Origin of the sequence: Paenibacillus sp. FSL R5-0519 (genome assembly GCF_037974275.1) — a bacterium.
Lineage (GTDB): Bacteria > Bacillota > Bacilli > Paenibacillales > Paenibacillaceae > Paenibacillus.
In genome coordinates this window covers 2,115,880-2,141,573 of record NZ_CP150234.1, presented here as the reverse complement: position 1 = coordinate 2,141,573, position 25,694 = coordinate 2,115,880, and the positions used below count along the sequence as shown (strand labels likewise).

Here is a 25,694-nt window from a genome sequence, read left to right as displayed (position 1 = left end):
CTGGTTCATGGTATTAACCTTTGACACCACCTGCAGTTACGCCTTCAATAATCTTCTCCTGGAGTATAGCGTAGATCACAAGTACAGGTACAACACTGTATACAATACCTGCCGACATCTGGGCATAGTTCATCTGATATTGATCCCGAAACTGGACCATGCCCACTGGCAGCGTACGCAACTTATCGGTGGATAAGAAATAGTTGGCGAGTAAAAATTCATTCCAGTTGCCGAGGAAATTAACGATAAAAACGGTAACAATAGCCGGAACCGTAAGAGGTATCACTATTTTAGCAAAGATACCCGGAGCCCTCAAGCCATCCATAACCGCCGCTTCCTCAATTTCACCAGGCAGAGATCGCATAAAAGCCGCCAGTATAATAATGGTAAAGGGGATCGCATTCGCCACATAGGGAACGATCAATGCCAGATGTGTATCCAATATGCCCATTCTGCGTACAAGCAGATAGATCGGCAGCATGAGTGCATTGTTGGGAATAAGCATGCCCGCCAGAATCAAGCTGTACAGAAATAGACTCCATTTCCGGTGTCTCATCCGGGTTACGGCAAAAGCAAACATCGCACCTAGTGCAATTGTACATGCCGAAGACAGAATTGAGATGTATAGGCTGTTCCAGAAATACGTGCCAATCTTCGCATTCACCCAGGCCTCCACATAATTGTTAAACTCCCATGTTGTCGGCAGACCGAATGGATTCAAGGCAATTTCATTGTTATCCTGCTTGAAGGACGAGAAAATCACAAATAAAAAGGGAAACAAAATCGCGATTAAATACAACATTAACAACACATGAGGTATACTACTTTTTATGTTTTTCGCCATCAATATTCCACCTTCTCGCTCTTTCTCGCCACCAGCAGTTGATACACCGCAGTAAGCACAAGCGTCAGAGCAAAGATCAGTACCGCAATGGTATTGCCATAACCATATTTGAAATTGGTAATCGCATATTTGATCATGTATGTCGCCAGAACCTCGGTGGACCCAGCGGGCCCACCTTTGGTCATGACAATCACGATGTCAGCTGCTTTCATAGCTCCTGCAATGGACAACATGATAACGACGGAAATGATCGGGCGAATCAGCGGCAGTGTTATCCGCATTGCACGTTGTACCGCCGTTGCACCATCAATTGCAGCTGCTTCATCCAAATCACGGGGAATCGCCAGGATGGCCGCCAGTACCATGACAATGTAAAATCCTGTCCACTGCCAGGCATTGGTCACCAAAATGGACAACATGGCAAATCGGTTATCCGACAACCAGTAGATTGGATCGATGCCCAGCACATGAAGTATTTTGTTTAATAATCCGATATTGGGCTCATAGATGAAGCCCCATAAGATCCCGATCACGGCTGTCGACATGATGGATGGTAAAAAAACAGCTGTTTTATACAGGCCTTTTAGCTTTTTCACATTGGCAATCAAAAGCGAAAACAGGATAATCAGGGGTACCTGAATCAGTACCGAAAATCCGATGAAAAAGCCATTATTCCGTGTGGAAATCCAAAATCGTTCATCGGTCAGTGCCTTCACATAGTTGGATAAGCCCACAAAACGCGGCTCAGCCGATACCCCATTCCAACTCGTCAGACTGTAATATAAGGAGCTGCCGATAGGATAAAGAAAGAACATGATAAACAGAATCAGGGCTGGCATTACAAACAGCGTATAGATTAACGGGCTGCGGAGTGAAGTATTCATGGTCAGCCTCCTTCAGTCACTTCAACGATCGCAGTTTCAACTTGGATTGATTTATTCCACGGAAGCGTTTGCTTCCTCCTGCACCTTTTGCAGTTCTTCTGCCATTTTCTCTGGCGTAGTCTGCCCACCGATCAACTTCTGAATCTGCAGATTACTGATCTCTGTCGTCACATCAGCCTGAACGAGTGCATCAAATGCCGGGAACGACGTCTTGGACGCATTAAGCACGGCCACAATTTCTTTCATCAGATCATCGGTAATGCTATCGGTTAACACTTTTTCATCCAGCTTCATGGCAGGCAATACACCATCTTCCACAAGGCCGCGAACCTGCATATCTTCATTGTAGAAATTTTTGATAAAAGCTTTCACGGCTTCCAGCTTCTGCGGGTCATCCGCCACTGCTGCCGAGAATCCATATCCATTGTTCACATCCCGCATCAAGGACGTCTGATCACCTGCTCCGTTCTCTACCGGAGGCATATTGAAGAATCCAACCTTGCCAATGAGCGATTCCCCGCTCTGGCCTTCCTTGAATACAGATGATTTCCATGTTCCGTCATACATTAATACCGCTTCTCCGCTGGTAAATTGCGTGGTGTATTCAGCATATTCGAAGCCCAGCTCACCTTTTTTGAAATATCCTTTATCCACCCACTCCTTGTGTTTGGCAAAACCTTGTACCACACCCGAGTCGGTCCACTTCGCTTCACCTGTTGCAAACTTGGCAGTAATCTCCGGCCCGGCATAGCGGGACCACAGGTGGTTGGTTAACATAAGCGGAACCCAGCCTGCCTTGGATGCAGAAGCAAGCGGCACTTTGCCATCAGCCTTAATCTCGGCCAACATGTTGTCCAGTTCAGCCATGGTCGTCGGAGCTTTCCATCCTTTTTGTTCAAAGTACTCTTTATTATAGAAAAAACCTTCGCCCGAACCGCCAATCGGCAGTCCATACACTTTGTCTTCATACGTAAATGGCTCAAGGGATGTAAACTGGTCCTGGATGCCCAGCTCTTGAAGGATCGGAGTCAGATCAAGCAGCATACCTTCCTTGGCATACACTTTGGAATCCGGACTGCCGAACAGTTCAAATATATCCGGCGGGTTACCTGCCGCCATCTCCCCGCGAAGCTTCTCCTTGCGATTCACATCGGATTCGACACCATCCAGCGTAAAGGTCAGATTGGGTATCTCACCCTCCACTTTGTCCACAACGTCCTGCAGAATGGCCAATCGTTTCTGTTTGTCAGCCCCCACCTGCGTGTGGCGAAGAAGCATCTCAACCGGTTCCTTACTTGTCTCCTCCACAGGTGTATTGCCTGCGCCTTGCTGTGGCTCGTTACTTGAGCTTGCACATCCCGCCAAAGTCCATGAAGTGATAAGCAATAATGAGAGCAGCAATGTCATTCTTTTTTTCATCGGGTTGACCCTCCTCAAGATATTGAGCATTTGGCTTTACACTCTGATTATAAAAAGCCGGAGCTTACATCGTAAGGATGACAATTCATCAATGGAGGGATAAAATCCTTCACTGGACCAACAAACTTGCATTTACAATGGATATCAGCAAAAAAACAGCCCCTGCGAAGTAGGATCGCAAGGACTGCTTGGTTGATTGTTTTACCATCTATAACTGTAGTTACTTACCGGAACAAGCGACGCCAGCCGTTTCCTGGCGACCTTGTTCGATCAGGCGATACGCCCGCTCCACTTCTTCTTCAGTTGGTGAAGGAACTCCATCCAGTGGATATACTTTGCCGAGCGCTTCCCATTTGTAAATCCCCATCTGATGGTATGGAAGAATTTCGAACTTCTCGACGCCATTTAATGTTCCAATAAACCGTCCGAGGTTAAGCAAATCCTCTTCCTCGTTATGAATACCAGGCACATACACGTGACGTATCCACATTTTCCGGCCTTGCTCCGACAACCACTTGGCCGTTTTCAACGTTCTCTCGTTGGATTTGCCTGTCAGCTTGATATGTTTCTCGTCATCAATATGCTTGAGATCCAGCAGAACCAGGTCCGTGTGATCCAACAGATCGTGAATCCGTTCCGGTTCGTTAAATCCGTTGCTGTCCAGTGTTGTATGCAATCCCCAGCGGCGCTTCACTTCTTTGAAGATCTCCCCTACAAAGTGAGCCTGTAACGTTGGTTCTCCGCCAGATATCGTGAGCCCGCCTCCGGAACTGCGGTAGTAGGATAGATATGGCTCAATTTCAGCCAATACCTCCTCAAGTGTCATTTCTTTTCCACCATCGAGCGCCCATGTATCCGGGTTATGGCAGTACTGACATTTGAGTAGACATCCTTGCATAAAAAGCACGAAGCGGATGCCTGGGCCGTCAACCGTCCCGAAAGTTTCGAGTGAATGAATATGTCCATTAACCATGCTGCCTCTTCCTTTCTGTATCCGCATCCGCTGTGCGTTTAATAAGAGTTGGAATGTCTTGCTCTAGCGGTCTTCTACTTGCACATTACTTACATCGAGCCATGGAACGTACGGTTGATGACATCCAACTGTTGTTCACGAGTCAGTTTAATGAAGTTAACCGCATAGCCGGATACCCGTACAGTCAGTTGCGGATAGTTTTCTGGGTGATCCATCGCATCAATCAGTTGCTGACGATCAAATACGTTAACGTTCAGATGATGAGCGTTTTGACCAAAGTAGCCATCCATCATCGCAGTCAGATTGGATTTACGTGTAGTCTCCTCTTTACCCAATGCTTTTGGCACGATGGAGAAGGTATTGGAAATCCCGTCAAGACTGTGTTCATAAGGCAATTTGGCTACAGAGCCAAGGGAAGCCAGGGCACCTTTTTTGTCACGACCATGCATTGGGTTCGCACCTGGAGCAAATGGTTCACCTGCTTTACGACCGTCCGGTGTAGTCCCTGTTTTCTTACCATATACCACGTTGGAAGTGATCGTCAGAACGGATTGTGTTGGTATAGCGTTACGGTATGCTTTGTGCTTGCGAATCATGCCCATGAAGCTCTCAACCAGTTCAACAGCAATGCTGTCCACGCTATCTTCATTGTTACCGTAACAAGGGAAGTCTCCTTCGATTTCGAAATCAACCGCGATGCCTTGTTCGTTACGGATTGGTTTTACTTTGGCATATTTGATGGCACTCAGTGAGTCTGCTGTAACAGAGAGACCCGCGATACCACAAGCCATCGTACGTACAATGTCACGGTCATGTAATGCCATTTCGATACGCTCATAGCTGTATTTATCGTGCATGTAGTGAATGACGTTGAGGGTGTTCATATACAGCTTCGCGAGCCACTCCATCATTGGTTTGAAGCGTTTCATAACCTCATTGTAATCCAGCACTTCGCTTGTAATGGCAGGATACTCCGGTCCAACCTGTGCTCCGGATTTCTCGTCACGGCCACCGTTGATCGCATACAGGAGAGCTTTGGCCAGGTTGGCACGAGCACCGAAGAATTGCATTTGTTTACCGATCTTCATCGCCGATACACAGCAAGCAATACCATAATCGTCTCCATAGATTGGACGCATCAGATCATCATTTTCGTACTGGATTGAACTGGTTTCAATGGATACTTTGCTGCAATAATCTTTGAAAGCTTCTGGAAGCTTCGTGGACCAGAGTACAGTCAGGTTCGGCTCTGGTGCAGGTCCCAGGTTGTGCAGGGTATGCAGGAAACGGAAGCTGTTTTTGGTTACACGTGTTTCACCATTTACAGACATACCACCGATGGACTCCGTCACCCATGTTGGGTCTCCACTGAACAATTCGTTGTAATCCGGTGTACGCAGGAATTTGACGATCCGCAGTTTCATTACGAAATGGTCAACGAGTTCCTGAGCCTGTTCTTCGGACAAGATGCCTTCTTGCAGATCACGCTCAATGTAGATATCCAGGAACGAAGATACACGTCCCAGAGACATCGCAGCACCGTTCTGCTCTTTGATGGCAGCGAGATAACCGAAGTACAACCATTGGAATGCTTCTTTTGCTGTTGTCGCTGGCAAGGAAATATCGAACCCGTGCATATCACCCAATTGCTTCAATTCTTGCAATGCACGAATCTGCTCAGACAATTCTTCCCGCAGACGAATGACATCTTCATCAATGACATCAACTTCGAGTGCGTTCAATTCGCCTTTTTTGTTACGGATCAGGAAGTCTACCCCGTACAAAGCTACACGACGATAGTCACCGATGATCCGGCCACGGCCATACGCATCTGGCAGTCCTGTAATAATCCCTGCTTTACGCGCTGCACGCATATCGGAAGTATAAGCATCGAATACACCTTGGTTATGTGTTTTGCGAATATTCGTAAATATATCAATGACGCCTTGAGGCAATTCGAAGCCATATGCTTCACATGCATCAATCATCATCCGGATTCCGCCTGTTGGTTGAATGGAACGTCTGAATGGAGCATCGGTCTGAACACCGACAATCTGCTCTTTGGACTGATCCAGATAACCTGGTTGGTGAGAAACAATTGTCGCTGGTGTGTTCACATCAACGTCAAGGACACCGCCGTTATCCCGTTCTTTTTTGGTCAGATCGGATACGATCTCCCACAATTCTTTGGTATTCTGGGTTGCACCCGCTAGAAATGCTTCATCACCGTAATACGGAGTCAAGTTGTGTGCCAGAAAATCATTCACATCTACGGATTTGGTCCATGTTCCTTTGGTAAAGTTTCTCCAGCCTGTTTGTTGTTTGACATCTTTTTCAATCACCGACATCTTAATCCCTCCACTAATTTGGATTTCTGGACACATAACATCTTGCTTCATTCGTAGCATTGTGTGCCCAGAGCCGCGATTAATGTGAATTGTTTCACATAAACCGGATCATGTTCTCTCTACTTGGGAACCGGAACCGCGGGATGAATGTTTTTCTTACATTTTCAGTATACGTCTTGGGGCTTTCATCATCTGTGATTTTTGTCACAAAGTCAGTGAACTAACTCACTCCACCTGCGCTGTGTCCCATTGAACACCTGTGGTAATTCACACTTGGTCACTCCGTGGAGAGAATAACCTTCCGATCACTGTTATCCCTGGATTTTTTTGATTCACCTTTTCGAAGGTGAAAATCCAGTGATAAAGGCGAGCGCTTCGCTTCTTCAGGTTTTTTCTCTCCCCTCCGTTATCGTGTGAATATCTGGTTCAAACAGCCACATCACGGATTCCGTGCCACCTCTTTTAGAACCTTTTGCTCCGTTGTACTTGGAGCAAAACAAATCTTCAAATCTTTTCTCGAAAAACGGACGCTACGCCTTCTCCGTTTTTCTGCCCACTTTCCCGTTTGCTCACTTACTTGTTTATCACCTCCTTTCCTCATTGTGTATTATTTCTGCGAATATACGGCAATCGGGGCTCCCCTCTCGGGGAACCCTGATCTTCTTGCCGTAAGGCACTCTCTTCATTCTGATGTGTTATTCAAACTTTCCGTAGAAAGCGTTGCGGTATACATCAGCCAGTTCAGTTACCAGCGGCAACTTCGGATTGGCGGTTGTACATTGGTCTTCGAAAGCACGGTCTGCCAGATAATCCACATGTGCTTCAAAGTCTTTGGCATCGAATCCGATTTCCTGGAACGATTCTTCAATGCCCAATGTTTTGTTCAGTTTGCGAATGGCATTGATGAGACTGGTTACGCCTTCTTCTGTCGTACGTGCAGGCAATCCCAGAATCCGGGCAATCTCGGCATACCGCTCATCCGCTACAAAGTGCGAATATTTCGGGAACGATGCAAATTTGGTCGGTTTTTTCGCGTTGTAACGAATAACGTGCGGCATCAGGATTGCATTGGTGCGTCCGTGTGCGGTGTGATACTGACCGCCCCATTTGTGCGCCAAGCTGTGGTTAATGCCCAGGAATGCATTGGCAAACGCCATACCGGCAATGGTGGAAGCATTATGCATTTTCTCACGCGCCAGTTTGTCACCTTGCAGTGCCGATTTCTCCAAGTATTGGAACACCAGTTGAATGGCTTTGATCGCGAGTCCATCCGTGTAATCATTCGCCATAACAGATACATAAGCTTCAATTGCGTGAGTCAGTACGTCCATACCTGTATCCGCAACGGCTGTTCTAGGCAGGGAGTATACGAACTCCGGATCGACAATGGCTACATCTGGTGTCAGCTCATAGTCGGCCAATGGATATTTGGTATTCCCTTGATTTTTATCTGTGATAACCGCGAACGATGTTACTTCAGAACCTGTACCGGATGTCGTTGGAATCGCTACAAATTTCGCTTTTACGCCGAGACGTGGATATTTGTAGATCCGTTTGCGGATATCCATGAATTTTTGTTTCAGATCGTTAAAGTCCGTGTCCGGATATTCATAGAACAACCACATCGCTTTCGCAGCATCCATCGGTGATCCACCGCCGAGTGCAATAATGCAGTCTGGTTGGAAGCGGCGCATCATTTCGGTTCCGCGATCTACCGTTGTTGTGGATGGGTCTGGCTCTACATCGGAGAATACTTCGATCGCTACTGGCATTTGACGTTGACGCAGATAGTGTTCAACCTTTTCCACATATCCCAGTTTCACCATCATGGCATCCGTGATTATTGCGACACGTGTGATGTCAGGCATTTTGGCAAGATACTGCGTTGCCCCTTTTTCGAAGTAGACTTTGTTCGGCACTTTGAACCATTGCATATTCACGGTACGGCGAGCCACCCTTTTCACATTGATTAAGTTCACAGCGGTTACGTTGGAAGAAGTCGAGTTACGTCCGTATGATCCGCATCCCAGTGTCAACGATGGCATGTTTGTGTTGTAGATATCCCCGATGGCACCGTGTGTGGATGGTGAGTTCACAATAATCCGTCCGGTTTGCAGACGATCTGCGAATTTGCCGATCACTTCTTCATTTGTTGAGTGGATAACCGAGGAGTGTCCCATGCCGCCAAAAGCAACCACTTCTGCTGCACGCTCAATGCCCTCTGCTGCCGTTTTAACTTTGTAACAGGCCAGTACCGGACTTAATTTCTCAGCCGACAATGGGAATTTGGTACCTACACCTTCAATCTCGGCCACAAGAATTTTGGTGCCTGCCGGAACTTCAATCCCGCACAACTTCGCAATGCTTACCGCAGATTGACCAACAATCGCAGGGTTCACCGCACATTTCTCAGCATTAATTGCACCTGCCGTCAATTTTGCTGCTTCATCTTTGTTAACAAAGTAACAGCCATTGGCGATCATTTTTTTCTTCACTTGATCAAAGATTGGTTCTTCAATGATGACTGCTTGCTCGGAAGCACAGATCATACCGTTGTCGAAGGACTTGGACAGGATCAAATCCGTCACTGCCTGATTAATATCCGCGCTTTTCTCGATAAAGCAAGGAACGTTACCCGGTCCTACGCCCAGTGCGGGTTTACCGCAGCTGTACGCTGCACGTACCATGCCTGATCCGCCTGTTGCCAGAATGAGAGCCACATCATTGTGATTCATCAGTTCGTTTGTACGATCCATGGAAGGATCATCAATCCATTGGATACAATCCGCTGGAGCACCATGCTTCACCGCTGCATCGCGAAGGATTTTGGCAGCTTCGCGGCTACAATTCTGTGCAGATGGGTGGAAACCAAAGATAATCGGGTTACGCGTCTTGATGGAGATCAGTGCTTTAAACATCGTTGTTGATGTTGGGTTCGTTACTGGGGTGATCCCCATGATGATCCCAACCGGCTCCGCAATTTTCTGGAAGCTTTCGTACTCATTATCTTCAATTACACCTACCGTTTTGTCATATTTAATGCTATGATACACATATTCTGTAGCAAATATATTTTTGGTGATTTTATCCTCATATACTCCGCGGCCTGTTTCTTCTACAGCCATCTTGGCGAGCATCATGTGTTTATCCAGACCCGCAAGCGCCATCGCTTGCACAATCCGGTCAATCTGCATCTGATCCATCTTCATGAATGCGGCGTGTGCTTTATTCGCTTTGTCGATTAACGTTTGAATATACTGACCTGCTGTCGGTTCTTTTGCTGGGGCGACTTCGTTCTTTACAGCCATCTCCCTCATCCTCCTAAAGGTTCGTATTGGTTTGTCTCTCTTCTTTACATTCACATCGTACCATGGGTAAAAGGTTAAATATGTGATTTTTTTCACAAAGTATAACGAATTTAATTTAAGTTTTGTAATGTCCTTCATAAGACCATTTTCGCTTCCTATTTAAAATATAGGGCTATACAATTCATGCTCTCCATCAAAAGTGAATTTAATCACAATGTTTGAAATTTCGTCATTTTTGCCCCCTTTCCTTCCCCCTCAAACGGTAAGATTAGGTATATACTGAACTTAAAAATTGAACCACCGCAATTTGTACCGTCCTTCCTCCCGGCCGAGATGACCCTGATCAGGACGGCAACGGTTTGCGGCAAACCTCGGAGGCTACTGCAAGCTACAGGAGTCCATCCGACGGACACAAAGGGGAGATAGACTTATGTTAGAACTAACAACTGTACTGGAAAAACGCGGCAATACCAACTGTTTCTCGGAAGCGAATTTCAACCATCTGCTGGTTACCATGAAAGATAGAACTTATCCGGAAGGTACACATCTGTACTGGGAAGGAGACGTCTCTGACAAACTTTATTATATGAAACGGGGCCGTGCCCAGATCACCAAATCCACGGATGAAGGCAAGGAACTGATCATGTATATGTATCAGTCCGGTGATATGATTGGGCAGGCTGATCCCTTCTTCGGCTCGAAACACACCTTCTCAGCGGAAGTACTGGAGGACAGTGAGATCGGTGTACTAGAGCATAAGGATCTGGAGATGTTAATCTGCCAACATTGTGACTTCGCGATCGACTTTATGAAATGGATGGGCATCCACCACCGATTGACACAGACGAAGTTCCGGGATCTCATGTTATATGGCAAACCAGGTGCGCTTTGCTCCACCCTCATTCGATTGTCGAATTCGTATGGTGAGCCTCATGGAGAGCATGTCATTATTCATAAAAAAATTACCCACACGGACCTGTCCAATATGATTGGAGCTACCCGTGAAAGTGTAAACCGCATGTTAAGCGATCTGCGCAAGAAAGATGCGATCGAATATGACAACGGCATGATCGTCATCAAAGATCTGAAGATGCTGCAAGGGATCTGTCACTGTGAACTTTGCCCGAACGAGATCTGTCGTATTTAATAATTGACTATGCTAATCGAATGTTGCTTATAATTATAATGAAAAAAGCCCAGTTCTCCTAAATAGAGATTGGGCTTCTTGGTATGCTTAGGATGCATTGGTCAATTCAAGCTTCACCGCATCACGTGGATTCAATTTCATGTCCAAACCATTTTCCATTAGTTCTTTGTCATTCACCATAATGACCCACCGCTCATTCATGCGGGGTGTGACATTCTCGACCGAAACGACGAATTTGTTATTCTCTGACATTCTTACAATCCCGCTGGACTTCAACACATCGCGAACGGTACACTCTTGAACGTAAACTCCGGCATATTGACGATTGAGGGTTGGCATAATGTTTCCACCGCTCACCTTGAGTAACGTTGTCTGATATGCAACGCCATCCCCCCCACTGTCAGCGGCTTTCACGTAAATGATCACTTCATCTTTGGCATGAAGCTCCATGTCCCAATCTTCCTGTTCAATGTCCTTGCCATTCAATTTGACAGCCCAGCTAAGCGAAGAATCCAGAGAAACTTCACCAACGGATTGAATCCGTTTGCCATCTGCCGTAAAATCAACCAGTCCGCTATTAAGTAATGCCTTTTTGAGTGTCAAACCCTCGCTAAAATCGCGCTTAATGGACTTGGTTGCATCAGGCAAAAACGTACTGCCATCTACAGCCACTGTAATTGTATTCGCTGTTTCTGTCTCTTTGACAATTGGCTGTTCAGAAGGCTGTGTCTCACTACAACCAGCCAAGATCGCCAGTAAGAGCAAACATACACCTATGTAACCGGGGATTTTCTTCATCATGTAGGTAACACCACCCTGCGTAAAATCATTCACCCTGTTGTCCATAACCTCTATTATGGCACAACCTTCAACAAAAAAAAGTGTCAAAGCCGTTACTTTTAATGGAGTGCGTCGCCAAATAGGGCTTGTACAAGAAAGAGAGCCTGCACACAGGCTCCCCAATCTTAATCATTTTTCCAATCTCATTGGTTCTGCTGTTACTGGACACTAGCCTGCATGTATGTCCGTCCTCCATCTCCATCTTTCAGGTATGGATTAAGTCCGAAGAACTGTTCTTCAGACACATATACACCTGTCAGCAATCGCCCTTCAAGCAAACCTCCGTCCACCTGCACGCAACATGAAGGTGCGTCTACATACTCCTGATATAACGGAATCTGCCCATATTGTTGATGTATCTTGAACACCTTGCCTTGCTCATGCAAAGGCCGTTCAGAGAAATAGGTAGGCACAATATAACGGGCAATGACATCCAGTTCCTGAACGCTATAGAAGGCGTCATCCCCAAGCCAAGGTGCTAACATTCGAATCTTCTCATATTGAGACCAGACAACCGCTTGAATCAGCATTTCTGCGTGAACCAACCGACCTTCTCCGATATCCAGAAGCAACTGCTTTTCATCGATTGTTTCTTCCATCTGAGACATCGTTGAATCAGGTTGTCTCAGTTCACATCCGATACACTTCCAGCCCCTGGACGTTTGAATCCATTTTTGCAGCACAGCCGGAGCTAATCTCGGGCCATCGCTGTTCACAGAATGTGTATTCACTTCGGTTAGATCATCTTTAACCGAACGGGAGTATGCTGTGCGCTTAAATAACTCTGCAGCTTTTTTGTATATTAGATGGACCTGAATGGATGCGCTCTCAAGTTCTGCAATATCTTTCTTGCCGTAGCGTACTTCACGGGATAAGCTTTCTTCTCTCATGACAAGTGGGCCTCCTTCGCTCCGGCCGTCTGTGGCCATTTTCTATAGATTATACTACAACTCATGACAACATGTGCAACGCCCAAGAGAAAAACGCCGATCCACGTTATTTTTAAGACAAAAACCCCTGATTTCCACAGAAATCAGGAGTCTATGTCATTCATGCAACGCAAGTGGGTGATGTTGCTTAGACGTTAGTCAACCCACTTCTCAGCCCAGTCTTGAATTTGATTCATGACAGGCTGGAGCGCTCTACCTTTATCCGTCAGTTCATATTCAATACGAACCGGCGTCTCAGGATAGACGTGACGAACCAGAATACCTTCACCCTCCAGATCTTTCATCCGTTCGGATAACATCTTATCACTCATGGATGGAATCAGATTGGAGATATCCTTAAATCGCTTCGAACCACTCATCAACGTTTGAATAATTAAACCATTCCAGCGCTTGCCCAAAAAGGAAAACGCCGTCTCAAAACGCGGACACATCCGCAAGTCTTGACCTTCCACATTAATCACCTCTTTAGAGATCACTCAACTTACATTTTGTTAGTATATTTCATAATAACATATTTAAGCATTAAAGAAAACGTCTGCCCCTAAAAAGTTTAAATTTTAGAAGTATTACTTGTTATATCCCAGTATACCTTACAGCCTGCTTCGTAACCATGGGAAATATCGTATAACTTCTAACTTCCCCATAATACTATCTTACCCAAAAGGAACCCAACTGCCACAGTCATCATCGACTTGCAGAAGGGTTCCTTGGTAAGGATATGTTATCCCAGATTTTTTGATTCCTTTCTAGGAATAAAGCAAATTGTGAATTAAACCAGCACGCCACCAAATGGTCTTACAGGTTCGCTCTTGCCAAATTCCGGCTTAAAGCTGCGGGCAGGATATGCCCATTTTACTGCATTACTGATTACTCGCAATATTTCCGGTTTATAATAGGTCGGATACGTCTCATGACCTGGTCGGAAATAAAAGATTTTACCTTCACCACGCCGGAACGTACATCCGCTCCGGAATACTTCCCCACCCTGGAAGTTACTTACAAACACCAGTTCATCCGGTACTGGAATATCGAAGAATTCACCGTACATCTCTTCTTTTTCCAATACAATCTTGCCTTCAATGCCATCTGCAATCGGATGAGATGGATTAACACACCATACAATTTCCTGCTCGTCAGCTACACGCCATTTCAGATCGCAGCTGGTTCCCATCAGCGCTTTGAATGGTTTGGAGAAATGACCTGAATGGAGCACAATCATTCCCATCCCGTTCAGCACTCGCTGTGCAACCTTCTGTGAGATCTCATCGCTTACACGATCATGTGCCATATGTCCCCACCATATAAGCACATCTGTGGAATTCAGCACTTCATCACTCAATCCGTGTTCAGGCTGATCCAGTGTAGCCGTACGAATAGCAAAGCCTTCGCCGCCAAGTCCGTCAGCCAGTGCTCGATGCAGACCATCCGGGTAGACTTCCCTTACTTCATCGTGAATTTTCTCATGGACAAATTCATTCCAAATGGTGACGTTGATCATATTCAATTTCCCCCTAATGTAGCTCTAAACCCACCACATATCGCCCAGCGGTTCTTCAATCAATACTTGCTGGAGATTTTGTACGGCTTTAGAGAATCCTTCTTCAACCGACATCAGACCGTCCTCGTGTTCAATACTTACTACATAATCATAGCCGACCAGACGCAAGGCACTAATAATATCTGCCCATGTCTTGTTATCATGTCCATAACCGACCGAGCGGAACTGCCAAGCGCGATCCAGCATATTCGTATAATCTTGCATATCCGTTACACCGTGTTTGTTCACGTTTACCGGATCAATTGTTGTATCTTTGGCATGGAAGTGATGGATGGCTCCTTCACGGCCCAAGATGTGAATGGCCTGAACCGGATCAATACCTTGCCACCACATGTGACTTGGGTCCAGATTGGCTCCGATTACTTCACCTGCTGCTTCACGCAGTCTCAGCAAGGTTGCTGGTGTATGAACGGAGAATCCACCATGCAGCTCCAATCCGACTTTTACGTTACGATCTGCTGCAAATTTACCCCACTCTGTCCAATACGGGATCACTTTGTTCTCCCACTGCCACTTCAGGACCTCCTGGAAGTCATTCGGCCATGGTGCAACAGGCCAGTTCGGATACTTGGCATCCTCATGATCTCCCGGACAACCGGAGAATGTATTCACTACAGGTACTTCCAGCTTCTCAGCCAGTTCTACCGTTTTAACAAAATCATCATGGAATCCCTTCGCAATATCCTTTTGCGGATGAAGCGGGTTACCGTGACAGCTCAGTGCACTAATTGTCAAACCACGTGACTCCACTGCGTTTTTGAAGTTTTTAAGTGCCGTAGGGTTGCTTAACAATTCATCCGGCTTACAATGTGCATTGCCTGGATGTCCGCCTGTTCCGATCTCTACTGCTTTTAATCCCTTGGATGCTACATAATCAAGAGCATCCTCCAATTTACGTCCTCCGAATAGTACCAAAAATACGCCGAGTTTCAAGTGCGATTCCTCCCTGGATTAGATATCGAATAATTGCTGAATTCATGAAAATTGAACTGTATACATTTACCGTTCAGATCATCTGCCTGTTTGCTTAGTGTGGAAAATCGAGAGTGTTTCTATCCTGAAATTGAACGTAAGAATACTGGTTATTCTGCACCATCCGTATGGGCATCAAGCGTTAACACTTGTTACTCATACTAGAGCGATTCCACGCTTTCAATCTCAGTTTGAACTGTGCGAGTTACTGCAAAAGCGTCATAGCTGCTCTCCAGATGTATGTGCTTGCCTTCAAGTGAAGAACGCTGGAATGAATGCATAGCTTCCAGTACGTGATAAGCGAGCTTGCCACTGGCTTTGTGTTCGCGTCCGGCACGAATGGATTCAACCATTTCGGTTACGCCGATGCCTCGTTCGTTTTGTCCACTTTCGAAGACTGGTTGGATCGTCTCCCAAGTGTCTTGACCGTATCTGCGAACCTTCACTTCCCCGTTAAAATAGTTTGGGTCCGGTACGCTAAGCGTACCTTCTGTACCGTAGATTTCAATACGTGGCAGATCCGAAGCTCCGCGAATATCGAAACTGGTAATCATGGTCGCAATGGCACCTTCTGCGAAATCAATGGTTCCTGCCAAGTGGGTAGGCGTCTCTACTTGCAACGCTGTACCTTCCTTCGGCCCGGAGCCGATCTTGCGATCTGCAATCTGTATGCCTGCCGAGGCGCCAATTCTGCGTATCGGTCCAAGCAGCGTAATCAGAGCGGTCAGGTAGTAGGGTCCCATATCAAACATCGGTCCACCACCTGCAACATAAAAGAACTCCGGATTAGGATGCCAAGCTTCCGGTCCTCCACCCATGAAGAATGAAGTCGCTGCAATCGGCTTGCCGATCAGGCCATCCTCAATCGCTTTACGAGCCGTTTGAATGCCTGAACCAAGGAACGTATCCGGTGCAGAACCCACATACAATCCCTTTTCTTCAGCCAGTTCAACAACCTTGCGACCATCCTCAAGCGAAATTGCCAGCGGCTTCTCGGCATACACATGTTTGCCTGCTTCGAGTGCAGCCAGATCGGTCATGGCATGACTGCCAGGAACCGTAAGGTTCAACACAAGTTCAATTTCGTTATTTTGCAGCAACTCATCTACATTGTAAACGTTTGCGATATTAAATTCATCTGCCCGTTCCTGAGCGCGTTCACGAATCAAATCCGCAACAGCCACGACTTCAATGACCGGGTTGTTTTTGAGATTTTCCAGGTAGATGGCGCTGATGTTACCACACCCGATGATGCCTGCTTTCATTTTCTCCACTGTGACGTTCATCTCCTTACGCATGGTGAAAATCTGCGTTTGAATGGTTGAGATACATATGTTTTGTTGGATGTTTCCTGTTCCTTAAATCTAATACTATGGTATTCCGTTTCAGCTTCAATTAAAATGAATAATATGATTGAAACATGAACTATCTGGTCATAATTTTCAAATTGCAAGGAGTATGCCCATGCCGACAGATCAATCCTGCCAAGTTCTTACAGCAGGCTTTTCATTTCATCGTAAACCCTACGCTATGGTGCAGCCTGAAGGGGTCAAGAACTACCTGTTAAGACTGCAAACAGACGGGCGTTGCCGTGCACGCATTGACGGGGACATGTCCCTGGTGGATGCGGGCGATCTGCTTCTTTTTGATCCTGACGAGCCCTATGAGCTGAGAATAGACAATGAAATTAATCCGATGGGAGAACGACTGGTGGAGAGTGGTGACTATCACATCTTCTTCAATGGTTCCTGGGTGGATGAGTGGTGGAAACGTCACAAACGGCCGACACGGATCAAAGTCGAACTGACGGAAAGTCTTTTAGTCCTGTTTCGACAGCTCGTGCTGGAGCAGCGCCGCATCTCTAATCCTTATCCGGAAATTTCAAGTTATTATATGCGGATTTTATGTCTCGAAGTGGATCGTCTGCTTGCGGAGCATCCAACGATAACCAATACCAATTATGTGGCTTATGAGATCAAGAACTACATTGAAGAAAACGCTTCCTCTTTATTCAAGCTGGATGATGTGGCAACACACATTGGCATCAGTGTCTCACGGGGTGTTCATCTCTTCAAAGAGGCATTTGGCAAAAGCATCATGCAATACACGCTTGACGTACGGCTGAACATGGCCAGGGAACGGATTATTTTCAGTCCAATGACCCTGGAGCAAGTGTCCGAGTCTTCCGGCTTCAACAACTATACCTATTTCCATCGGGTATTCCGTTCCCGGTTCGGCATGTCCCCGAAGGAATTCCGCGTCATTCACCGGGAACAGATGTAATCATACCAGTATACGTAAGTTGAACTTATTTGCGCGCGGCTATGGCCTCAGATACAACCATCGCCAGATCTTCATTGCCAAACATGGACAACACCCCAAGTACCGTATCATCCGGGATCTCACCGGCTTCCTCCTTGGATACAATCAGCTTCTGCACCTGCTGCAAACGCTCGTTGCTCTGCTGATTCGGGTAGGCTTGCCGGTACATCTCTTCCGGGTCCAAACCATTATTGACACACCACTGGGCAAATACGAGGATCATCATCTCTTCTTCCTGTTTATAGGTTTCAATGACCGCTTCCTCGATCTGCTTGTTACGTTCCTTTTCATATTCATCCATGACGTGTAATCCTCCGTAAGTGTATTCTCTAACTATTTGCGAATCAATTGTTCAGCCAGTTCATGACTGTCCATGACATGACTTGCACTGATCAGGCAATCATCTGGCGATTCCAGACAAGCCAGGAAATTATCAACTGCTCCGCTAAAACCTCTGCGTGCTAACACGGTGTCCCAGCTCCCGAACGCTTCTTTGGTTTCCAGACTCCCCTGTTCCAAGTAGCTAATCGTGTCCATGTTCACCACTTCCGTAGAACGTCCACCACCATGCAATTCGACCTTCTCCAGATCTGCCCCAGCTTCACGCACCATATCGAATCGACCGTAGGCTGTTCTACCCAGCTTGGCCGTTCCGGTTGCATGTAGTAATCGGTCCAGATCATTCTTCCGAATCCATTGGTGAAGCAGCTCCACATTATGATCCGAGTACCACAGCATCAGATCGAGCATATGGATGAGATCATCATAGATCGTTTCAGCCGCAGGACGATCCTGAATGCCTGTACGATGTTTGGTCACTGTCAGGGAGTCGAAGCCTTTTCCACCCTCCATCCATTGTTTCGCTTTTTGATACATCGGTGCGAATCTGCGGTTGAAGCCCACGGCCAGCAACAGACCTTGTGCCTCGGCAAAAGCAGTCATCTCTTCCGACTCCCGAAGCGTATAGGATAACGGCTTGTCTACGTACACGGCTAATCCCTGTTCCAGACATTGCATGACAATGTCAAAGTGCGCTTCTGTTGCTGTATGTACAAACACCGCATCCAAGTCCCAGGACAACAGTTCTTTCAGATCCGTTGTTCCCCGTTCTAATCGATACGCCTCCTGAACGGCTTTGACCGGCTCCGGAGATCGGTTCATAATGCCTACAATCTCCACGTTCGGATGAGCGGTTAACAGCGGCAAATATACTTTACGTGCAATATCGCCGAGGCCGATAATTGCAACTCGTTTACGTTGGGTTGTTTCCATGATGATCATTCCACCTTCAGTTCGGTTCTATATTTCCACGTCCTATAGTGTAACCCTTCGGACAGCAACTTGCCAGTGATTGCAGCAGACTTCACACGAATTGTTCAGACCATGGGCGAACGTGGTAAACTTGTAATGAAAAGCAGTACAGATCGGGACACGACTAGACCTGCCTGATCTGAAAGGAGCGTTTGGGATTTTGCGAAAATGGTTATGGCTTCTGTTATATGTTTTACTTGCAGGAGTCACGTTTATTTACAGGTATGAACTGCTGGCCTGGACCGATCTACATCAGTCCATCCCGCTGTTACTCGCCATGGCAACATTGTTTGCTCTTGTGCCAGTGATTCCTTATAAGTTTGTTATTATCGCCTTTGGTTACAGTTACGGTACGACCACAGCAGCCTGGATATGCTGGCTTGGCACAACACTTGCTGCCATCCTTGTCTATGGCGGAGCAAGGACCATTTTCAGACATCAGGCGAGATCGTACCTCGAACGCATTAAGGGTCTGAACCGTTTTACCACATGGATGGAAGCCCATCCATTCATGGGTGTCATGTCGATGCGACTGTTGCCGGTTGTGCCTCAGATGGCCGTTAATATCTATGCAGGTATAACGTACACGCCATTCTGGGTCTTCATGGTTGCCACAGCAATTGGCAAAATGCCCGCAATTTTTGTTTTTGCCTATGCAGGTGCACAGGCTGAAACCTCAATCTGGCTGAGTCTGGCCATCCTTGCCGGATATCTGGTGTTCATGACTATCGTATTGCTCTTATTTCGCTTTCGGTCACGTAACAAAGTCTGAATATGGGATTCGCAAGCCATTCAGATCCGCTTTGTTTTCAATCCCGCTTGGTTGGCTTGCCAAATCAGGATATAATAGAAGAACAAGCCCAATGCTTGTGGTAACAGGTTAATAAAAATGGTAGATTGCTGGAGCTCAAACCCCAGCGCCAAATCTTCATCAGAAATGGAGTGACTATAGCATGGATCAACATTCAAACGAGTTAGCAACTTTTGCAGGCGGATGCTTCTGGTGTATGGTATCCCCCTTTGAAGAACTGCCCGGTATTCACAAGATTGTATCGGGTTATACAGGAGGACATACCGAGAATCCAACATATGAAGAGGTCTGCTCGGAGACAACAGGACATGTAGAGGCTGTGCAAATTACATTCGACCCTGCCATCTTCCCTTATAAGAAACTGGTTGAACTGTTCTGGCAGCAGATCGACCCTACGGATACAGGCGGACAATTCCATGACCGCGGATCTTCTTATCAGACGGCCATCTTCTATCACAGCGAAGAGCAGCGCCAGATTGCGGAAGCGTCCAAAGCGGAGCTGGGACAAAGCGGGCGTTTTGACAAACCCATCTTCACGCCGATCTTGCCAGCCAAACCGTTCTATGAAGCAGAAGAACATCACCAGAATTATCACCGCAAAAACCCTGCCCACTACAAACGGTACAGCAAAGGTTCTGGACGCGTAGATTTCATCGAACGCAACTGGTCCGGCAAAGTGGACAAAGACGGACTGAAAGAGCGTCTGACGCCGCTTCAATATGAAGTGACCCAGAACAGCGCGACCGAGCCTGCATTCCATAACGAATTCTGGGATCACCACGGTGACGGGATCTATGTAGACATCGTATCCGGCGAGCCATTGTTCAGTTCTACCGACAAATACGATTCGGGTTGTGGCTGGCCGAGCTTCACACGTCCATTGCGTGACCACAATGTGAAGGAAAAAACCGATCTCAGTCACTTCATGATTCGTACCGAAGTGAGAAGTCGTGAGGGGGATTCCCATCTGGGTCACCTGTTCAACGATGGTCCTGCCGAAGCAGGTGGAATGCGTTATTGCATCAACTCTGCGGCACTTCGTTTTGTACCCAAAGAAGATTTGCAAAAAGAAGGATACGGTGAGTACGCGGTCCTTTTTCAATAAGTTTGAATACCAAAAAGAGCAGTGGGATGATCCCACTGCTCTTTTTGGTACTTTACAATCACATCATACTTACAATCCAACCAATCCAATACGCGAATGGAATTAATAACAGCTGTGCCACTAGTGTACCGAATAAACGGGATACGAGCATACAGCCATAAATCTGGTTCATGCGATCCAAACGGATCTCACCACGTAATGATCGGTCACTGAGCAGGGAAATTCGCGGATCAATCAGGATGGTTAGCAAAATAGTCGCTATTCCGTTAATTAATCCGGTCGATTGGGATGCAGCTACAGCCTGCCCTGGATAAAGGTACGCTGCGTACAAACTGGACAGGACACCCGTAGTGTAGATTGCGGTTACCGCTACATTCAGCATCATTAACCGTCTTGGCATCCCATGCTGTACCAATCGTTTGGCCATCTTCCAGGATGGCGGAGTGATGTAATACATTGCATTTCTAATCTTGCTTCGCTTCAGCATTCCGCGAACCATCACAGGAATGGAACCCGCTGCTTCAAAATGCACGACCATTCGGGATGAGAGTTTAACCATGGTCGGAAAACACAATATAGCTAATGCGGTTCCGATGGTAGCCGCCCCCATCAGCCAATGTAGTTGTGCTGCAAAATGAGGATTAGCTCCACGTGTTGCGGTATCCACCAGATTACCTACCATCGGACCCTGAGCCATATTGGAAGTTCGAGAAACCAGCAGCAAAATACCTGCCAATGAAATGGCGAGCGCGATTCTGCGGGTGCGTAAACCACCAAGGCGGAGCGCGTACGACAAGCTGTCTGCGGTATGAATCAGCATAGTGAACAACATAGGGATTGCCAGACTAAGACTAAACATATGTATGTACTCCTTTATCTTCCTGTTATTGAACTTATTTCTTTCCTGGACAGCATTATACTCCTGCCGCTTGCAAAAGTATAGGAACGAGATCCTTCTGGATCATCGTTAATCACTCCTACTCACCTTCCTGTTTATCGTTTATCCCTCCCCTCAGAGGGTAATATACAACTAATCCATTATTGTACAGGAGGAGTTCATATGCCTTGGAATAAACAGGATTATCCGGTATCCATGAAGAACCTGGAACCACGTGTCAGACACAAAGCCATTGAGATTGCCAATGCACTGCTTGATGACGGGTATGAGGAAGGCCGCTCGATTGCCATAGCGACAGCTAAGGCGGAAGAATGGGATGAAAATCATCCCGTGCCGAAAAGTTCAAAATCGGACTCCACATCTTCTTCCAATCATTCCGACCACCAAAAGTCGTCTTCCACGGATCGTCGTCATTCTGAGCCTGTTTCTTCGTCCAAAAGTCATGACAACATCCATGTAGTGCCTACTGACTCTGGCTGGGCGATCAAGGAAGAAGGAAAATCTACCTATCTGTCCACATTCGATACGAAGGCAGAGGCTGTAGATAAGGCCAAAGAACTCAGTAGCAAACAGAATATTCGAGCGATTATCCATAATCAGGATGGACAGATCTCTTCTTCGATCAAGTCTTGAATGAATCAGAAAACAACAAAATCCCTTTTGCTGCTGAAGAGCAGTCAAAAGGGATTTTTGTATGAACGTTAACCATTTTAACCCGATACAGGTTGGTGGTTATTCTGAAACGTATGGTTAATGGGATACCCCTCTAGCCACCGTAGTCCGTTGTGAAACAGCAGCAGCGTTAACTGCCTTGGCTGCAGCTGATGGCATCGGCAATTTCACAGCCGAAGTTGTAGCCACGGTTCCGCGAGCCGGAACACTAACAACGTACGTGATAACTTTACTGGCGATCCATACGGCCAGAATCGTATATAAAGTTTCTTTTACCGGAAGAAAGAAAAGCGACAATCCCAATACAAAAGCATCACTGACAAAGAAAACGGTCCCCAGCTTCCATCCCTTCCAGCGGCTAACCAGCACGGCGAGAATATCGTCTCCGCCTGTCGCTCCGCCGAAACGAAGCACAATCCCAGCGCCTACTCCAGTCAATACACCGGATAGAACTGCCGGAATCCACAGATTTCCGTTAAACGACAACACCAGTGTAGAGTATCGTTCAAAGCCGTCATAGAATAGGGAAAATGCAGCGACGCCAAGCAATGCCTGAATCATGAATTTCCAGCCTTTGAGGAACCAAGCCAGGATCATGACCGGAATGTCGAGCAACAACATACCGATGGCAGGCGATAAGCCTGTTGCGTATTTTCCGAGCAGGGCCAGACCAACAAATCCGCCCTCCGATAAATGATTCTGAAAGTTAATGTGATAATAGGCAAAAGCTAAAATAAATGTACCGAGCAGCATAATGGCGAATTTGATCGCCTCTGTTTTAACGTGTTGTAAGGTTAACGATGTTCTCTTCATTCAGGTTCCCTCGCAGTTTGTAGGTTGGTTTTTTAGACCGACCGTACCCTGCAAAAGGTAAGCCTGGAAGAAATCATCGTGTGTGTCCTTCGAATATTCATTCCAATCCCCTCTTTCGCAGAGTCAGCCGTTTTTTTGAACCGGTTGATGTACTCTACAAGGGGCGCTATGTGTATGAGAGATCGTAACGTTTCCAGATTGTCCTTGGGGAGATTGTCCTTCGGGGACTCATGGTATCCTGATCCTTTCTGTTCTGTTGTGGTTAGCTGTGCTTAGTTAAACTGAAAAATAACTACAATGCATAAGCTTGAACATTTAATTGTACACTCACACTTGGACTACAATACCCTCTTTCGATTGCGGTTATCCCCGGATTTTTGGAATTCCATTTTCCCTCTGGGGAAAATCCGGTGATAGCTTAATGCTTCCGAAACAGCTTTCTTTCAGAAAGCTTTTAGGCGAGCGCTTCGCTTCTAAAGTTGGGTTCTGCACTATTCGTTCCTGTGCAAATTGTAAATCCAATTTACAGCAGATGCAATTTAATTCAGTTTAAACACCAAAGCTAACTTGCTTGTTCTTCTATTATATAACACCAACGTGACCGGGTCTAAACAGCGGACCCGTCAAATATGCGCATAAAGCAGCATCTGGGCTGCTCCAGCAGTCATACGGGCACACCAGGAGTAGCAATGCTTGCTAATGGTGCAACCTGCTCCTTTATTCTATGACCAAAGCTTCCAAAAATAACTGTTAGTCACCCAACTGTGACAAATTGGGGCCTTTTTTTATTTTCTTGTACTTTTTAAAGGAATCCTTTTCCTTTCACACATACACTATAGCAAACGTAATTGGCTTATGATTTGTCCAGTTCAGACGTTTCCAGACTTACTCTGCTGTTTATGGTATAATATAACAATTGAATCCCACTACCGTTTAAGCGAGGCGGATTGATGAAAACGTTAAAGCCAAGAGTCTTTATTGGCTGCTCGCTGGAAGCGAAGCCGATTGCAGCCGCAGTACACGAAAACTTACGTTTTTCAGCTGAAGTTACCCCTTGGTATTCCGGGGTTTTTAATCCAAGCAGCTATACCATGGACGATCTGGAAGTAGAGGTACGTACGACTGACTTTGCGATTTTTATTTTTCATCCGGATGATATATCCAAGATTCGCGGGAAGTACTACGCGTCGGTCCGGGATAATACAATGCTTGAAATGGGTCTGTTTATGGGTCGTCTGGGACGAAAACGTATTTTTTTCATTCTTCCGGAGGATATTACGGACATCAAGGACATAACCAAGGTCGAAGGATTGCGTATGCCCACAGATCTGCTGGGGTTAAATCCACTCGCATATGAAATCCGTTCTGACGGAAAGTGGGCACCAGCCGTGTCCGTGGCATGTTCCAAGATCGCAGACAGTATTGAGGAACAAGGACGCTGGAGTGATCCAGAATTGGAGAACATCATTGAGAAGCATAAGCGCACTGAGGGAGAAGCAAGGTTACAATTGCTTAAGTTGCTGCGGTTCTTTAGGGAATTGCTGCGTACCCGCAAAGCAGATGCCAAGATGCTGGAACGAATGAGTGATGCCCTGCGTACTGCCTTTGTCTCTCATCCTCCATTCGCTGTACGTGGCACAGCCATATACCGTACAGATGACAGTGGTTATATTGAGCAATTATGTGGTAATGTTGGAGAACCGGGGAGAAAGTATGACTTGTCCGCTAATGACGACAAACAACCGGATGATCCCAAGCGCATCCTGGTGATTGATTCTTACCGGGAGAACAAGATCAAGATCAACCTATATGATGATTACCTTGAGAAAGAGTATCTGCTATGCTATCCTGTAGCCAAGAGGTATGTAATCACCGTTCACATTATTGGACATATTGAAGCGGATGAGGCGGTTTTTCAGCAGATTGACCTACAGAATCGTCAACTGTTCAACGCCATCAACGATTTGTTAGGAGGCGAACCGGAATGAAACCGGAAACGAAAAAAATAAGCAAGCGCTGGGGCAGCGAAAAAAAGGTACGCCTCAGTTCTGCGCCCGAATCATCACGACCGGTTCCGGAACCCAAGGAAGAAGATCGTTTCCACAAGCCGGCCGTACCGCTAACGACTATTGGGCCCTCCCTGAAGGGCAAGGAAAGACCTTATAAGGTCATCCTTGAAAAAGAGGCGTTCTACGAAAAACCTCAATATCTTGCTTAATTTTCTGAACACATCATCAAGCCTGCCGCTGAATCGGCAGTATTCCATAGGCCCCGCCGCCCAAGGCAGGGCTTTTTTGTTGCCCATTTCTAGTAAAAATAAAACTGCTTCTACTCGTTGACTTCGCATCATCGTGTTGCGGCAAGTCATTCTGAAATCCTTATTGTAATTCACTGCTTTAATTCAATGCTTATAATCACTTCTGCAGCAGACTGTATTGCATAAGGCTTATTTGGTTTATGGCCTTAGGTTTCCTGCAAAACCCATAAATTATACCTTATTTTGGAGCAGGCTTGTCCTG

Annotated in this window: 23 protein-coding genes; 7 read left to right on the top strand and 16 right to left on the bottom strand. The window is 46.4% G+C overall.

Annotated features, from left to right (window positions below; genetic code table 11):
* Positions 1-13: 13 nt before the first annotated feature.
* The 6 genes from MKY73_RS09760 to adhE all read right to left on the bottom strand — a co-directional run bounded on the left by MKY73_RS09760 (position 14) and on the right by adhE (position 9,776).
* A complete protein-coding gene (locus tag MKY73_RS09760) occupies positions 14-844 on the bottom strand; it encodes a carbohydrate ABC transporter permease (RefSeq protein ID WP_339307150.1) in 831 nt (276 codons plus the stop codon).
* The gene (locus MKY73_RS09755) at positions 844-1,728 is read right to left on the bottom strand and encodes a sugar ABC transporter permease (protein ID WP_339307148.1); all 885 of its coding nucleotides are present in this window, start codon (positions 1,726-1,728) and stop codon (positions 844-846) included. Before MKY73_RS09755 ends, MKY73_RS09760 begins: the two co-directional genes overlap by 1 nt.
* A gap of 51 nt (positions 1,729-1,779) precedes the next feature.
* Complete coding sequence (locus MKY73_RS09750; protein WP_339307146.1) at positions 1,780-3,147, bottom strand: extracellular solute-binding protein; 1,368 nt, start codon at positions 3,145-3,147, stop codon at positions 1,780-1,782.
* 220 nt (positions 3,148-3,367) lie between these two features.
* Positions 3,368-4,120 (bottom strand): pyruvate formate-lyase-activating protein, encoded by a 753-nt coding sequence (gene pflA, locus MKY73_RS09745; RefSeq protein WP_339307144.1) that lies wholly within the window; start codon positions 4,118-4,120, stop codon positions 3,368-3,370.
* Between the two features lie 89 nt (positions 4,121-4,209).
* On the bottom strand, positions 4,210-6,468 hold the full coding sequence (gene pflB, locus MKY73_RS09740; RefSeq protein WP_339235542.1) for a formate C-acetyltransferase: 2,259 nt from the start codon (positions 6,466-6,468) through the stop codon (positions 4,210-4,212).
* Between the two features lie 695 nt (positions 6,469-7,163).
* Positions 7,164-9,776 carry a bifunctional acetaldehyde-CoA/alcohol dehydrogenase gene (gene adhE / locus MKY73_RS09735; RefSeq protein WP_339307142.1) on the bottom strand — a complete coding sequence of 871 codons (2,613 nt, stop codon included), beginning with the start codon at positions 9,774-9,776 and terminating at the stop codon, positions 7,164-7,166.
* A 430-nt stretch (positions 9,777-10,206) separates the two neighbouring features.
* Here adhE and MKY73_RS09730 point away from each other — a divergent pair, with 430 nt between their 5' ends.
* A complete protein-coding gene (locus tag MKY73_RS09730; RefSeq protein ID WP_339235547.1) occupies positions 10,207-10,923 on the top strand; it encodes a Crp/Fnr family transcriptional regulator in 717 nt (238 codons plus the stop codon).
* 87 nt (positions 10,924-11,010) lie between these two features.
* Here the strand turns inward: MKY73_RS09730 and MKY73_RS09725 are convergent, their stop codons facing one another.
* The 6 genes from MKY73_RS09725 to MKY73_RS09700 form a co-directional block, all read right to left on the bottom strand.
* Positions 11,011-11,724: a hypothetical protein gene (locus MKY73_RS09725; protein WP_017687552.1), complete on the bottom strand. Its 714-nt coding sequence runs from the start codon at positions 11,722-11,724 to the stop codon at positions 11,011-11,013.
* 197 nt (positions 11,725-11,921) lie between these two features.
* Positions 11,922-12,653, bottom strand: a complete 732-nt coding sequence (locus MKY73_RS09720; RefSeq protein ID WP_339307140.1) for a hypothetical protein — start codon at positions 12,651-12,653, stop codon at positions 11,922-11,924.
* Between the two features lie 194 nt (positions 12,654-12,847).
* A complete protein-coding gene (locus MKY73_RS09715; protein WP_253442681.1) occupies positions 12,848-13,144 on the bottom strand; it encodes a helix-turn-helix domain-containing protein in 297 nt (98 codons plus the stop codon).
* 338 nt (positions 13,145-13,482) lie between these two features.
* Positions 13,483-14,211 (bottom strand): trehalose utilization protein ThuA, encoded by a 729-nt coding sequence (locus MKY73_RS09710; protein WP_017687549.1) that lies wholly within the window; start codon positions 14,209-14,211, stop codon positions 13,483-13,485.
* A gap of 24 nt (positions 14,212-14,235) precedes the next feature.
* Entirely contained in the window at positions 14,236-15,204 is a 969-nt protein-coding gene (locus tag MKY73_RS09705) for a sugar phosphate isomerase/epimerase (RefSeq protein WP_253438881.1), read from the bottom strand.
* A 200-nt stretch (positions 15,205-15,404) separates the two neighbouring features.
* Positions 15,405-16,517 carry a Gfo/Idh/MocA family oxidoreductase gene (locus tag MKY73_RS09700; protein WP_339307138.1) on the bottom strand — a complete coding sequence of 371 codons (1,113 nt, stop codon included), beginning with the start codon at positions 16,515-16,517 and terminating at the stop codon, positions 15,405-15,407.
* Positions 16,518-16,707: 190 nt separating this feature from the next.
* Here MKY73_RS09700 and MKY73_RS09695 point away from each other — a divergent pair, with 190 nt between their 5' ends.
* Positions 16,708-17,526, top strand: a complete 819-nt coding sequence (locus tag MKY73_RS09695; RefSeq protein WP_339307136.1) for an AraC family transcriptional regulator — start codon at positions 16,708-16,710, stop codon at positions 17,524-17,526.
* 25 nt (positions 17,527-17,551) lie between these two features.
* Here MKY73_RS09695 and MKY73_RS09690 read toward each other — a convergent pair whose 3' ends face one another.
* On the bottom strand, positions 17,552-17,866 hold the full coding sequence (locus MKY73_RS09690; protein ID WP_091028755.1) for a hypothetical protein: 315 nt from the start codon (positions 17,864-17,866) through the stop codon (positions 17,552-17,554).
* Between the two features lie 32 nt (positions 17,867-17,898).
* Positions 17,899-18,837, bottom strand: coding sequence for a Gfo/Idh/MocA family oxidoreductase (locus MKY73_RS09685; protein ID WP_339307134.1), 939 nt, complete (start codon positions 18,835-18,837; stop codon positions 17,899-17,901).
* 199 nt (positions 18,838-19,036) lie between these two features.
* Here MKY73_RS09685 and MKY73_RS09680 point away from each other — a divergent pair, with 199 nt between their 5' ends.
* Positions 19,037-19,648 (top strand): VTT domain-containing protein, encoded by a 612-nt coding sequence (locus MKY73_RS09680; protein WP_339307132.1) that lies wholly within the window; start codon positions 19,037-19,039, stop codon positions 19,646-19,648.
* Positions 19,649-19,829: 181 nt separating this feature from the next.
* Positions 19,830-20,792 (top strand): peptide-methionine (S)-S-oxide reductase MsrA, encoded by a 963-nt coding sequence (gene msrA / locus MKY73_RS09675; RefSeq protein ID WP_339307130.1) that lies wholly within the window; start codon positions 19,830-19,832, stop codon positions 20,790-20,792.
* 58 nt (positions 20,793-20,850) lie between these two features.
* Here msrA and MKY73_RS09670 read toward each other — a convergent pair whose 3' ends face one another.
* The gene (locus MKY73_RS09670) at positions 20,851-21,651 is read right to left on the bottom strand and encodes a lipid II flippase Amj family protein (protein WP_339307128.1); all 801 of its coding nucleotides are present in this window, start codon (positions 21,649-21,651) and stop codon (positions 20,851-20,853) included.
* A 201-nt stretch (positions 21,652-21,852) separates the two neighbouring features.
* On the opposite strand from MKY73_RS09670, the gene MKY73_RS09665 reads away from it, so the two are divergent.
* On the top strand, positions 21,853-22,323 hold the full coding sequence (locus MKY73_RS09665; protein WP_339307126.1) for a DUF2188 domain-containing protein: 471 nt from the start codon (positions 21,853-21,855) through the stop codon (positions 22,321-22,323).
* A 117-nt stretch (positions 22,324-22,440) separates the two neighbouring features.
* Here the strand turns inward: MKY73_RS09665 and MKY73_RS09660 are convergent, their stop codons facing one another.
* A complete protein-coding gene (locus tag MKY73_RS09660) occupies positions 22,441-23,175 on the bottom strand; it encodes a YitT family protein (RefSeq protein ID WP_253438909.1) in 735 nt (244 codons plus the stop codon).
* A gap of 950 nt (positions 23,176-24,125) precedes the next feature.
* Here MKY73_RS09660 and MKY73_RS09655 point away from each other — a divergent pair.
* On the top strand, positions 24,126-25,163 hold the full coding sequence (locus MKY73_RS09655; protein WP_339307122.1) for a nucleotide-binding protein: 1,038 nt from the start codon (positions 24,126-24,128) through the stop codon (positions 25,161-25,163).
* Positions 25,160-25,393: a hypothetical protein gene (locus tag MKY73_RS09650; RefSeq protein ID WP_017687536.1), complete on the top strand. Its 234-nt coding sequence runs from the start codon at positions 25,160-25,162 to the stop codon at positions 25,391-25,393. The genes MKY73_RS09655 and MKY73_RS09650 overlap by 4 nt, the downstream gene beginning before the upstream one ends.
* Positions 25,394-25,694: the final 301 nt, after the last annotated feature.

Excerpts from the sequence above, each read along its gene's own strand:
- MKY73_RS09760 (WP_339307150.1), bottom strand. The coding sequence starts at position 844 with ATGGCGAAAAACATAAAAAGTAGTATACCTCATGTGTTGTTAATGTTG.
- MKY73_RS09755 (WP_339307148.1), bottom strand. The coding sequence starts at position 1,728 with ATGAATACTTCACTCCGCAGCCCGTTAATCTATACGCTGTTTGTAATG.
- MKY73_RS09750 (WP_339307146.1), bottom strand. The coding sequence starts at position 3,147 with ATGAAAAAAAGAATGACATTGCTGCTCTCATTATTGCTTATCACTTCA.
- pflA (WP_339307144.1), bottom strand. The coding sequence starts at position 4,120 with ATGGTTAATGGACATATTCATTCACTCGAAACTTTCGGGACGGTTGAC.
- pflB (WP_339235542.1), bottom strand. The coding sequence starts at position 6,468 with ATGTCGGTGATTGAAAAAGATGTCAAACAACAAACAGGCTGGAGAAAC.
- adhE (WP_339307142.1), bottom strand. The coding sequence starts at position 9,776 with ATGGCTGTAAAGAACGAAGTCGCCCCAGCAAAAGAACCGACAGCAGGT.
- MKY73_RS09730 (WP_339235547.1), top strand. The coding sequence starts at position 10,207 with ATGTTAGAACTAACAACTGTACTGGAAAAACGCGGCAATACCAACTGT.
- MKY73_RS09725 (WP_017687552.1), bottom strand. The coding sequence starts at position 11,724 with ATGATGAAGAAAATCCCCGGTTACATAGGTGTATGTTTGCTCTTACTG.
- MKY73_RS09720 (WP_339307140.1), bottom strand. The coding sequence starts at position 12,653 with ATGAGAGAAGAAAGCTTATCCCGTGAAGTACGCTACGGCAAGAAAGAT.
- MKY73_RS09715 (WP_253442681.1), bottom strand. The coding sequence starts at position 13,144 with ATGTGTCCGCGTTTTGAGACGGCGTTTTCCTTTTTGGGCAAGCGCTGG.
- MKY73_RS09710 (WP_017687549.1), bottom strand. The coding sequence starts at position 14,211 with ATGATCAACGTCACCATTTGGAATGAATTTGTCCATGAGAAAATTCAC.
- MKY73_RS09695 (WP_339307136.1), top strand. The coding sequence starts at position 16,708 with ATGCCGACAGATCAATCCTGCCAAGTTCTTACAGCAGGCTTTTCATTT.
- MKY73_RS09690 (WP_091028755.1), bottom strand. The coding sequence starts at position 17,866 with ATGGATGAATATGAAAAGGAACGTAACAAGCAGATCGAGGAAGCGGTC.
- MKY73_RS09685 (WP_339307134.1), bottom strand. The coding sequence starts at position 18,837 with ATGGAAACAACCCAACGTAAACGAGTTGCAATTATCGGCCTCGGCGAT.
- msrA (WP_339307130.1), top strand. The coding sequence starts at position 19,830 with ATGGATCAACATTCAAACGAGTTAGCAACTTTTGCAGGCGGATGCTTC.
- MKY73_RS09670 (WP_339307128.1), bottom strand. The coding sequence starts at position 21,651 with ATGTTTAGTCTTAGTCTGGCAATCCCTATGTTGTTCACTATGCTGATT.
- MKY73_RS09665 (WP_339307126.1), top strand. The coding sequence starts at position 21,853 with ATGCCTTGGAATAAACAGGATTATCCGGTATCCATGAAGAACCTGGAA.
- MKY73_RS09660 (WP_253438909.1), bottom strand. The coding sequence starts at position 23,175 with ATGAAGAGAACATCGTTAACCTTACAACACGTTAAAACAGAGGCGATC.
- MKY73_RS09655 (WP_339307122.1), top strand. The coding sequence starts at position 24,126 with ATGAAAACGTTAAAGCCAAGAGTCTTTATTGGCTGCTCGCTGGAAGCG.
- MKY73_RS09650 (WP_017687536.1), top strand. The coding sequence starts at position 25,160 with ATGAAACCGGAAACGAAAAAAATAAGCAAGCGCTGGGGCAGCGAAAAA.